This window comes from Paenibacillus sp. FSL R5-0914 (assembly GCF_038004525.1).
In the GTDB taxonomy this organism is placed as follows: Bacteria; Bacillota; Bacilli; order Paenibacillales; family Paenibacillaceae; genus Paenibacillus_AQ.
This window is the reverse complement of sequence record NZ_JBBORH010000003.1, coordinates 1,025,387-1,038,359: the sequence shown is the minus strand read 5'-3', so window position 1 is coordinate 1,038,359 and position 12,973 is coordinate 1,025,387. Positions and strand designations below refer to the sequence as shown.

Genomic DNA, 12,973 nt, shown 5'->3' with positions numbered 1-12,973 from the left:
CAGGGTATCTCACTAGCTATGATAGCTGTGGGATACCCTGTTTTCTATTAGAGATGACTAAGAATGACTGTCACATTACTAGCCAATTACTAATACTTCGGTGCACTAACAATCAGCACACTGAAGTCCAGTTTACTTGCTCAGTAGTGTATAAATAATCTGTGCGCTTTCGGCGCGGGTCATCCACCCTTTTGGAGCAAATTGATTGTTCTCTCTGCCTTGGAGAAGCCCTAGACCTGCTGCTGTCTTCACGTAGCTATCTGCCCACTTGCTAATGCTAGATGCATCTGCAAATGTCGTGACACCCACTGCTAGTTCGATCTTCTTACCAGGCTTCACTTCAAGCGCACGGATCACCATAATAGCCATTTCCTCACGGGTAATGGAAGCATTCGGCGCAAAAGTATCCTTGCTTCGACCACTAACAATGCCCAGCTTAGAAGCTGTTGCTACGTATGATGAATACCATGCATCTGACTTGATATCAGTAAATTGAACCGGCCCTTCCGCATTTAAACCAAGTGCACGAACTAGTAATGCGGTAAATTCCGCACGACTAACATTGCTCTTCGGATTAAATTCGGTTGTCGTAACTCCTGAAACAATTTGTTTTGCAGCAAGAGACTGAATCGCATGGAATGCCCAATAAGTAGTTGGAACATCCTCAAACGACTTCACAATCTCTAATACGGCATATTTACTAAAGTGCGTGACTTGTGTAGATATCACATCTCCATTCAGCTGTCCACCTACGTACTCAAGCTCGCCATTATCGCCTAAATAGTAGATCCCCAATAGATCTTTATTCGATTGACCTTTAATCTTAAACGATATCGTGATTGGCTCATCGAACTTCTTAACTACAATCCGGGTACCATCTTTCTTCAGAATGCTAAGTCTCAGTTCAAACACATCGGAAAGCGAAGTTACGGTCCCCACCTCTTTGTTTAAACCATCGACTAATGCTTTTGTAGCAGACTGGACTAATGGTTTCAGCTCCAACAGGATTTGAGCACCTTCCGCATCCACACCTGAAGCTAAACTTGGTATTGTGCTTAACAGTTTGTTAGGGATAGTAACTAATAGATCCCCCACTTTAAATACTAGATCATTAGATCCCAATGTTTTTGCTGCTTGCAACGGTAACAATACCGCTGTCTTACCTGCAGCAATATCGATTTGTACCTTTCCATCTTTACCATTCTTCAAACTGTCCTCACTGACAACTTGCATATCAGCAGGAGTTGTTGGGCTAACTACAGCACCACCTGAGGTTGGTGTTGGTGTCACTTTAGATACAGCAGCTAGAATAACCGTACCCCCACCATCTCTACTTGGTAGATCAATGATTACTTTTTGATCTTCGGATACCGTGTATGTTTTACCGCTGTACTCATCCTTCACAGATGAATTGGCAGCAAACGGTACCGGAATCGTTGCGGATTCCTCACTTGTCTTAGTGTTAATAACCGTCACGACGTTCTCATTATCGTAAGACTTATTGAAGGCTAAATAACCTAAATCATCTGAACCTGCCAGCTTCGTGCGCGTACCTTTGGAATACACTTTGGAGTATTTTGTACGGATATTCAACAGCTTCTGATAATGATCATGAAGTGGCTTTTCTGCAGTCAACTGATCCCAAGGCATGTCTTTACGGTTCTCGCTGAACTCACCTTTAGACATGTCTCCTGCATTTTTGCCCGATTTCCCCAGTTCTTCTCCGTAGTAAATGACTGGCTGTCCCTTGGCTGTGATTTGCAGAGCGACTGCGATTTTCAGCTTGCCTTTATCTCCATCCACATAATTAGACAAGAAGCCATCCTCATCATGACTACTCAGGAATTGAGCCATCATCTTCGTGTTATCAATCTTTAACTCTCGTTCCTGCAAATAGGAATCAACACTGTTAACTTTACCATCAGTAAAGTCTTTCGCAGCATCATTAAATCCAAAATCGAGCAGTCCGTCCATCTGGCCTGTTTCGAGCATTCCACCATTGCTATCAATGGTTCCGCCAAAGTATTCACCGGTCATTTTGAAGTTTGGATCAATTGAAGTCAGTGCATTTTTAAATGCTTTCCAAGTTGTATCTTCTACATGTTTGACTGTATCCACACGGAAATAGTCAATCGTATCTCCACGTTCCGTCCGAGCGTTATCTAACCACCCTGTTTGCCAAGCGATAATTTTTTCACGAACGGCTGGATCTTCCGTTTTGAAATCCGGCAATCCTGCAAGCTCGCCTTTGATTGGATCTGTATCCGCGGATACACCATCCGTACGAAGCATTCCTTCAAAACGTGCTTTATCCTCAGCTGTAATCGTCGGCTCTTTATCCTCAACCTTTAAACCGTAGCCCGTATGATTGAGTACAACGTCGACCATGATCTTGATGCCCTTGTCATGTGCCTTTTCGATCAATTCCTTGAAGGTCTCCATATCACCAAGATGCTCGTCGAGCTTTGTAAAGTCCTTGGCCCAATAGCCATGATATCCGTATTGTTTGAAGCCATCCCCTTTATTAAAATCAATATTATCTACAATTGGCGTAATCCAAAGCGTGTTAATACCAAGTTCTTGCAAATAATCGAGATTGTCGATCATTCCTCGGAAATCACCACCGTGGTATGCTTCCAGTTGATCTTTATCTACATTCTCATTATTTGTTGGATCTCCGTCTTTGAAGCGGTCTGTAAGCGCGAAGTATATACGAGCCTCATCCCAATCAAAATCCAGCTTATCACCTGTGTAGGTTCTCGCTTTTATCTCGAGTTTAGCATTTTCTTTATGTGAATTTCCGTACTGGTCCACGAGCGTAATCGGAATATTTTTGATCCCCGCTGACACCGTGTCCTTCACAGCAACTGTCTGTTTCATCAGCCCCGTATCCAGCTTAACTTTGCTTGGTCCACCAAAATTGGATAAATCCATGTATCCCTCTGAATATGTTACCTCTTCTGAAGTCACTACATTGATGGTTACAACCGCATTCTGATTAGATGTAACTGCTTCCGGATTCACGGATGTCGTAATCTTAACGTCAGGAATATGATACACAACAATAGATTCATCATTCACTGTATTCTTAGGATCTGTAAATTCAGTAGTGATTCCGTTTTTCGTGATCAAGAACGTGTACTTATACGTACCTTCTACTAAATCAGTCAACGTGTAAGTGAACCACTCGTTAGCGGAATCATAAACCATTGGATATGTTTTTCCATTCACTTTTACTTTTGCAGCTGTGATCGCATCCATATTTCCATTACGGAACAAGGCATCATCGCGATATCTAAAAGTAATCGTTCCATCCTTAAGGATAGGACCGCTAATACTTGGTTTGATATCAAACTCCTTCACCCCGCTAGTAACGTTCACTTTAGTGAATAATTCACCAGGCGTCAGCGGAATGATACGGTCATCCCCGTATGCATCCTTATACTTCCAAGGATCATCCCCTTCACCTTTACGAATGACGAACCCTACACTTGTCGCATTCTCAGCAACCTCAATCAAAACACTCGCTGTGCCATTCTTAAAGGTTGTAAAATCAATCTGATCATTTTTAACTCCTGTATTCCAGACCCAGATGTTCCAATCCTTATAATCCTTATCACTACGGGTATAAGTGAACAGAACATATCTCTTATCCGTAACCTTAACTGTAACGGTTGTAGAAATACCGCCATAAGTAATGGTAATTACAGCTGTTCCATTACCAATTGCCTTCACTTGACCTTTATTGGTTACTGTAGCCACTTCAGGCTTATTGGAAGTATAAGTAGCCAATTGCGTAACATTTCTTCTGCTGTTGTCGTCGTACTTCGCAAAAACAGCTGTTTGATGCGTATTGCCTGCTGCCAGCGTGTAGCTTGCACTATCGGTCTCTATAGAAGTAAGCGTAGCGGCTTCAGCTTCCATTTTGATAATCACTGCAGTCAAAGGATCAAGCTTGATTGAACTCGCATTTAAAATGAAACCACTCTGTTGACTAACCGCAGTAACACCAGCTTCATCATTGTCAACAACCACTTGACCACTCGTCAAATCCTCCGATAAAGTCAGAGTTCTTTCTGTGCTATCGCCATTCATGAAGACATAATAGATACCTGTGCCATCAGTAGCTTTGTTTGAATAGCCAATGACAAGATCATCGGTCTTCATTTCTGGTGCAGGAATTAGGTTAACATTGGAATCAACCAGATCCTTGTCGCCCAATCGGAATGCATCGGTAGACTTTCTTAATTCCATCAGCCCTGACGTATATTTTCTTGTCGTGTTCTGTACTGGGAATTGTGACTCATCCGTTGCTTTGGTCCAATCAAACATGTTGACAGCATCCGAAGAATCATACGAATCATGAATAAAATAACCAAAGGATTTGCCTTCACTATCAAACATTTCAGTGTATTTATCCTGAGGAACCGAAGTGCTATTCCATTGCTTGGTACGCCCATATTCCTGGCCTGCATGAATGAAGGCAGTGCCTTGGGAGGTTAGAACAAGCATGTTTCCAAGTCTAATCCGTTTCTGGATTTCAAGCTCATTCTTCTCAATGGCAGGATCTTTCTTGATCGTTTGTGCAATAACATCGTGCAGCGTCAGGTTATCATGCGCTTCGATGTACGGAACGATATCACCTGGATCATCAGCAGGCGTATTTGAGGGCTCCGCCTTAATATTGTTAAAGATTGTCGCTATTGGACGCGCTCCACCTGTGATAAATCTAGGTTGACCTTCGGAACCATAACCAGATTTCAATTCATTACGGAATTCGTCAGAGAAAACACCGACGCTATCCGTTTTATCCATCCAGTCCTGATCTGCCCCTTTTCCAGCAAGGGAAGGATCAGCTGCGGCACCACCGAATGTTCTCCAGCCTTCACCGATAAAAAGTGCCTTCGGATTAATATCTGCCGCGGCATCATAAGCATTCTGAACAGCCTCTGCTGTCGCATCGCCCATCATATCCCAGCGCATTCCATCTATCTTGTACTCTTCAAACCAGTATTTCACGGAATCAACCATCAACTTCTCAGCCATCTTATGGTTGGTGGCCAGATTGTTTCCGAAACCTCCGATAAAGTTGCCATTTGCATCTTGGAACGCATAGTAATTAGGTACGATGTCGTTTAAAAATTCTTTTTTAGCCATATGTGTGTACACTACATCCAGAATGACACCCATTCCAGCTTCATGTACGGCGTCAATCAATCCTTTTAATTCTTTAATCCGCTCCTCAGGATCAGCAGGTTTCTGAGAATAAGCACCATCTGGAGAGAAGTAGTTGTGAGGATCATATCCCCAGTTGTATTCATTGTTTTTAGCGGAATAATCTGTTTCTCTAGTCCCCATCTTCGTTTCGTCCCCGTAATACCAAGCCATTACAGGAAGCAATTGAATATGAGTTACACCGAGAGATTTAATATAATCGAGCTTCTTTTCAAAAGCGCTATAAGAGCCCCATCTTTCGCCACTCAGACTATCTTCGATCGATACATCGGATGTAAAGTCTCTGACGTGGACTTCATAAATGATTGCGTCCTCGCGTTTTTCGTAGCCTTTAATATCAGCATAACCAAAGGTATCCGGGTTCGTCTGTCTTAAATCAACGATAGCCGCTTTACCGACTGTATCCCCGCCAGCACCAGCTGCACCTGTGGTATCCATAGTAAATACCGCCATTGATTTAGCATAAGGATCAAGGACCTTATTGGTTACACCGTCATTCGTCACTTCATATTGATAAAAGAATCCTCTTACATCGTTTGTAGTCGTGCCTGTCAAATCAGTCGGCTTCAAATCAACCGACCAGACCCCTTGATCTCCACTCGTTAAGTCAACACTGCCCACAAGCACGTTGGAGTCATTCTTATCGTACACATTTACGACAACCGAGCTAGCTTTAGGAGCCCACAATTTTAACGTGGCTGTTTTGTCAGCGTTGTACGTAGCCCCTAGATCATCTCCTGTATAATTGTACATTTCATCAAGCATTCTCCAACCACTAGCCGCAGAGACCGTTTTACCTGAATAAGTAACGCTAAGCGGAACTTTATCCAAATCAAAGGCTTTTGTATCAACTTCAATTGAAGTTTTGCTAGTAATGGTTACAGCCGATACAGGAATAGCAACACCGTCTTTATCTTTAACGGTAATCTCATTCTTCAATGCTGCTGCATCCAAGCCGTCAGTTAACGTGAAGCCAAGAAGGATTTTGCTTGTCGATAACACCTCAGCGGACACTAAACCGATAGGTGTTTCACCAAATGGAGATACATATACATTGTTGTCTCCTTCTTTTATCCACAGCTGGTTGTAACGATCCAGTAGAGTAAATCCTTTGTCACCGCCGTCTTTATTATCGCCATTCAACGGGTTCACTACTAGAAACCCAATTTTTTTCGCAGCTTCTTTCAATGGAATATCAATATAAGCACCAAAGCGACCTACTTGATCTGCTTGGAATGGAACTGCATCTTTAGGCCAATCCTTAAGTGAAACTGCAACATCTTCCCACAACCATAATCCATACTGACTTTGATTGGAATCTGATCTCATATAATGGATCCGAACAGTATTTGCCGGAAGCTTAACCGGTTCATAAGGCGTAACTACATCAGAGCCTTCTGTGATCCATACTTCATTAGTTTGTGGAGTATTAATCGAGAAGTTCTTATCTCCTCCATCTTTAGCACCACTTGCACGCTGAAGTGCGATGAATGAGATTTTCTTAGCCCCATCCTTAATCGGCACATCAACATATGCACCATAAGAATCCATTTGTCCTTCAGGGAAAGGGGTCGCACCCATAGCCCAATTATCAGAAGGATTTACAACATCACCCCATAACCACAATCCCTTATCAGTGTAATCACTAGCTTTGTAGTGAACACGAATGTGCCCTGCTGGAACAGGTGTAACCTCTACAGGTCCCGAAGGAATTTTATATTCTGCAGTTACACTATGATGTCCAGTGTTGTACTTGAAGGTTACCTTAAGATCTAACGGTAGGCTCAACGCTAGATCGCTTTCTGGATAAGACATATCCTCTGCTTCTGTGACTCCTGGAACAGAAACCTTATATGTGTAATCTCCCTGCGGCACAGTAACAACTGTACTGTACACACCATCAAAATCAGGATCTGATAACGTGGACAACGCCTCTGCTGGCAGGTTTCCTGTCAATCTTGGCAGTTTATTCGCAGCAATTGGCGTGTAGTACGTAGAATCAGCTATTTTATGAGTGATGTCATTATAATAAAAGGTTACAGTCGTTTCTGTTTCTAGCTTGATGTGGATATCGCCTTTATTATCAACTCCATTAGGATTGGTATAATTTCCGTAGCCATAACTCTCATCAAAACTATCGTTCAGAGCAACCTTATAATTATATTCTCCTGCTGGCAGAGTCCCAGTAAAAGAATACAACCCATTGTCTGAGTAAGTCATTTGGGTGACTACTGATCTCTCATCCCAATCCTTGCCGGGATTTTCCGCCCCAGTAGAAATAAACTGTGATTGCAAATCACCGACCAATACTACCTTTGTCGTTTCTGCTGAAACCTTAACTGGGTGTAAGCCGAGACTGGAGAACACAAGAGCAACGATCATGAAGATCGCGAACGTCCTCTTACCCCATAAATTTATTTTCATTTTTGTAAAACCTCCCATAATTATGAATTCCCTTTGTGCAAGCGGATACATAATTTCTCGAACCCCGCCAATTATTCTGAGGTTATGAAATCACGCGTCTTCCTTCTGTGGTTGGAGAAGGTCTATGTGTGCGGCTCGTCAAACCGGATTAACAGCATCATCCTCCCATCAAAGTTAAAGATCAAACCAAAACCATGAATTTAGTGCAAACGTTTGCAAATAGTCGTGCACAAACCTAAGTACATAAAATTCATTCCTTAACACAACTGATAACGATCCAAAATCGCCCAATGTAAACGCTTGCTATATTTTGATTTACATACTAATGCTGTATTTATGGTATTGTCAACCAGTATTTTTATGTGTTTAATGAACTCAAATTATCATAAAAGTAAAAATAAAGAAAAGTAAACCTGATAATCCCATTTAGTATTTATCCGTTTTTTTGAATGTCTCTCTAATTCCATTTCTCGAATCGAATTGTTCCAAAAAATTCAAGCCACACGTTTGCATTTACGAAATGCTCCTTTCGAAGAAATTGGATATCTTTTATACATATTAAGATCAATCTTGCTAAATCATTCATACTTTTTTGGTGAAAACAAACAATTTTACGCATAAAATTCTAATACTCTTTCCAAAAGTAGCAATATTGCCCTTCCAAATGACTTTATCTATTTACAATTTAGAACTCTTAGATTAATATTACTGTGTAAAGCAAACGGTTCCATAAGGAGGTTTCTATGACAGTTACCATTAAGGATGTGGCCAAGAAAGCGGGAGTATCTCCCTCCACGGTATCCCGGGTATTGTCCAATCACCCCAGAATCAGCCTGGAAACTTCCCGCAAGGTCAAAGCTATTATGGAAGATATGGGCTATACACCTAACATGATGGCTAAGAGTCTAGTGTCGAAAACTACAAATAGCATATGCTTCAGTCTTCCTAAACCAGCTGAAGAGCTGTTCTCAAATCTATTTTTTATGGAATTAATCCGAGGGATTGTTACACAAGCTAGCCGTTCCGGCTACGACGTGTTAATTAGCTCCGGAGCAAACGAGAAGGAAGAATTGGAAGCCGTTTCAAGACTTCTAAAGGGTCGTCGAGTAGATGGTGTTATTCTGCTTTACTCTCGTACAGATGATGCTGTTATTGATTTTCTAGAGAGTAACGATTATCCATTCGTACTGGTAGGCCGAAGTGATCGATATGAGAATATTTTATCTGTCGATAATGATAATGTGATGGCAGCATATGATGCTACAAACCACCTCATTTCAATGGGTCATGAACGTATTGGCTTCGTAAGTGGACCGCCTAATCTAATTGTTTCTCGCGATCGCCTCGCAGGATACCGTAAAGCATTGCTGAATAGCGGTCTTGAAATGCGTGATGAATGGATTGTAGAAGGTGAATTTCTACAGGATAGCGGATATAGAGCGATGTCTTTTTTCATGAATTTGCCTAATCGGCCTACTGCTCTAGTTGCAGTGGATGATATGGTATCGTTCGGAATTTTACGCGGATTGAATGAGCTGAAATACAAAGTGCCTGACGATCTCGCTATTGTAAGCTTTAACAATATTCCATTATCTGAATTATCCAGCCCTCCAATCAGTAGTATTGATATTGGAATTTATCATCTTGGCTACACTGCATCTCAGGTACTTATCCAGAATATCAAGAGTCCGAACCACGATGCTGGTTATACAAACCGATTTGTTATTCCACATCGCTTGATCGTGAGAGAGTCATCCATGTACTCTCATGCTAAGAACAAAACCGAATGAATAAGTGAAGCGATCAACGCTTCATTTATTTTTTGAAAATCTGTACAAACGTTTGCGCTAAATTACTAAAACTTCTTGATCCAGTTCTTTTCAGGGTGAATATTCGAATCTGAGGTTAAGATAAACTTAACATCTTTAGCAAAGCTTATACGAATTGAAAGCAAATTCAGATACGATTACCCAATGGATCACGATACTGTCACAAATTTTAGGAGGTACTACAATGACGGAAATTAAAGCCTGCTTGTTCGATTTGGATGGTGTTATCGTTGATACTGCCAAATACCATTATATCGCATGGAAAGAGCTTGCAGATGGATTAGGGTTTCTCTTCACAGAACAAGATAACGAACGCCTTAAAGGAGTCAGCAGAACTGCCTCGCTAAATATTTTGCTGGAAATCGGCGGACTAACTATCGATGAAGAAGAGAAAGCTAAGCTTGCAGAACAGAAGAATAATCGATATGTAGAATATATTGCGAAAATGGACAGCTCAGAGATTTTGCCAGGTGCGCTTGATTTTCTGAAAGAGTGCCGTGAGAATGGCATCAAAGTTGCCCTCGGTTCTGCTAGTAAGAACGCAATGACGATATTAAATAATACCGGATTGACCCCTTACTTTGATGCAATCATCGATGGCACACACACAAGTGCTGCTAAACCTGATCCGGAAGTTTTTCTTTTAGGAGCTAAAGCACTTGGCGCTGATCCTAAACACTGTGTTGTCTTCGAAGATGCAGAAGCAGGAATTGAAGCTGCGTCGCGTGCTGGAATGTTCAGCGTTGGTATTGGTTCACCGGAAACGCTCAATGCGGCGAACATCGTCGTTCCATCGCTCGCTCATATGAGTGTGTCACAACTCAAAAAATCTTTTGCTTAAAGTCTAACGAACATTAATCAACTGAAAGTGTTAATGTGATTCGCCCTGCTGCATTCCACTTATAAATGAAATATGTATATCTAGAGGTACGCTTGAAGTGGAGATGGCGAAAGGATTGTGTAGAAGCGCTAGCGTTCGCCTTTGTCCCCAGATGCTCACCTTTAATTCTTCAAATTTAAGCATCTGGGGACAACAGCGATCGGAACAACCTTTCGCCAGCGGAGCGACTCACAAGCACCAAAGTAGAGATATAGTTCATTATATATCCCCACAACATATTTAAAGGAGCCGGTTATCGTGAAACAATATTTAACAATTGATGAATGGTCCATTATTGAAGAATCCTTTGATCCACAGACACAAGAAATCTCTGAAAGTGTATTTAGCCTTGGCAACGGATTTATGGGTGGTCGAGCTAATTTTGAAGAGCAATACAGTGGAAGTAGCCTACAAGGCAGCTACATGGCTGGCGTGTACTATCCTGACAAAACACGGGTCGGCTGGTGGAAGAACGGCTATCCTGAATATTTTGCTAAAGTACTGAACAGCACAAACTGGATCGGTATTAACATCGACATTGAAGGAACTCCTTTAGACCTGGCAAAATGTACGGTTTCCGATTTCCGTCGTGTTCTTAACATGAAGGAAGGTACGCTTTCCCGTTGTTTCACTGCCACACTCGAAGATGGTAAGGAAGTTAAAGTTGAGAGTATCCGATTCGTCAGCATGACTCGTCAAGAAATCGGTGCTATTCGTTACTCCATCATTCCTGTGAATTTCTCAGGCAAGATTACGATCACTCCTTATCTCGACGGTGACGTGAAGAACAAGGATTCCAACTACGACGAGAAATTCTGGAATGAAGTTGAGAAGCAAGCAGGCACTGAAGGTGGACACCTCACCCTTAAGACTAAAAAACTCGATTTCCATGTAACCTCTGCTATGGCTTTTGATATCCTTGTCAATGGTGAGAAAGTCAACGCTGATGCTGAAGCTATTGAACAAGAGAAATATGTAGCCAGCAAAATGAATGTATCCGTACAATCTGGCGATCAAGTCGTCATTTATAAATATGTTGCTAACGTAACCTCGCGTAATCACGGTCTTGGACAATTGGTCGATGCCGCTCAAACTGCTTTGCAAGCTGCTAAGGAAGCTGGTTTTGTAACCCTTCTGACAGAACAAATAGAAGCTTGGAGAGAGAAATGGAAAGAAAGCGACATCATTATTGAAGGTGACGTTTCGGCACAGCAAGCGATTCGTTTCAATATTTTCCAGCTAAACCAAACCTACAATGGTGAAGATGACCGTCTGAACATTGGACCTAAAGGCTTTACAGGTGAAAAATACGGCGGCAGCACTTACTGGGATACAGAGGCGTATTGCGTTCCCTTCTATCTCAGTACAGCAGACTCCTCTATTGCTCGCAACCTGTTGATCTACCGTTACAAGCATTTGGAGAAGGCTAAGGAAAATGCTCGTAAGCTTGGTTTCGCAAAAGGCGCATTGTACCCAATGGTTACAATGAATGGCGAAGAGTGCCACAATGAGTGGGAAATTACATTTGAAGAAATTCACCGTAACGGTGCTATTGCTTATGCGATTTACAACTATGTGAACTACACAGGAGACAAAGCTTATCTTGGTCAATATGGCCTTGAAGTTCTGGTGGAAATCTCCCGCTTCTGGGAAGAACGTGTTCACTATGCAAATCGTAAAGACAAATACGTGATGCTTGGCGTAACGGGACCTAATGAATATGAAAATAACGTAAATAATAACTGGTACACCAACCGGATGGCTTCCTGGACTATGGAATATACCTTAGAAGCTCTGGATTATCTGAAAAAGAACGAATCCACACGCTATGCAGAACTAGTTGATAAACTAGGACTCCAAGAGAGCGAAACTGCAAAATGGAATGATATCATTGCCAAAATGTATTATCCTGCAGATGAAGAAATGGGTATCTTCTTACAACAAGATGGCTTCCTAGATAAAGAGATTATTCAAGTCAAGGATCTGGCAGCTGAGAACCTGCCGTTAAACCAAAAATGGTCTTGGGATCGTATCCTTCGTTCTTGCTTTATTAAACAAGCAGACGTTCTGCAGGGATTATATTTCCTAGGGGACCGCTACGATCTGGATACCAAAAAACGGAATTTCGACTTTTACGAGCCGATCACTGTTCATGAGTCCTCCCTATCCCCTTGTATCCACTCTATTCTAGCCAGCGAACTAGGATATAAGGATAAGGCTTATGAAATGTACTTGCGTACTTCAAGACTGGATCTTGATAACTATAACAATGATACCGAAGACGGCTTACACAGCACTAGTATGGCCGGTACTTGGATGTCAATCGTACATGGCTTCGGCGGATTACGTGTTCATGATGGCAGACTGACTCTAAGCCCATCGAACCCAGGTCACTGGACAGCGTACTCTTTCAAAATCATGTTCCGCGGCTCCCGTCTAAAAGTAAGCGTTTCGGACGCACAGGTTACGGTTACGAATGAAACTGATATTCCAGCTTCTATTACTATCTATGACAAAGAATATACCGTGAACGGACTAAGCAGCATCACTGCTGACAGCAATTCCGTCACAGTATAAACCGACACCACAAGAGACCCTTTGAAGC

Annotated in this window: 4 protein-coding genes; 3 read left to right on the top strand and 1 reads right to left on the bottom strand. The window is 42.0% G+C overall.

Features of this window, described 5'->3' with window-relative positions; genetic code table 11:
* Positions 1-132: 132 nt before the first annotated feature.
* A complete protein-coding gene (locus MKX60_RS27795) occupies positions 133-7,659 on the bottom strand; it encodes a pullulanase (protein ID WP_341061577.1) in 7,527 nt (2,508 codons plus the stop codon).
* Between the two features lie 743 nt (positions 7,660-8,402).
* Here MKX60_RS27795 and MKX60_RS27790 point away from each other — a divergent pair.
* The 3 genes from MKX60_RS27790 (at position 8,403) to MKX60_RS27780 (ending at position 12,945) form a co-directional block, all read left to right on the top strand.
* Complete coding sequence (locus MKX60_RS27790; RefSeq protein ID WP_042186323.1) at positions 8,403-9,449, top strand: LacI family DNA-binding transcriptional regulator; 1,047 nt, start codon at positions 8,403-8,405, stop codon at positions 9,447-9,449.
* A gap of 223 nt (positions 9,450-9,672) precedes the next feature.
* Positions 9,673-10,329: a beta-phosphoglucomutase gene (gene pgmB, locus MKX60_RS27785; RefSeq protein WP_042186321.1), complete on the top strand. Its 657-nt coding sequence runs from the start codon at positions 9,673-9,675 to the stop codon at positions 10,327-10,329.
* Between the two features lie 297 nt (positions 10,330-10,626).
* Positions 10,627-12,945 carry a glycoside hydrolase family 65 protein gene (locus MKX60_RS27780; protein ID WP_076284195.1) on the top strand — a complete coding sequence of 773 codons (2,319 nt, stop codon included), beginning with the start codon at positions 10,627-10,629 and terminating at the stop codon, positions 12,943-12,945.
* Positions 12,946-12,973 lie beyond the last annotated feature (28 nt).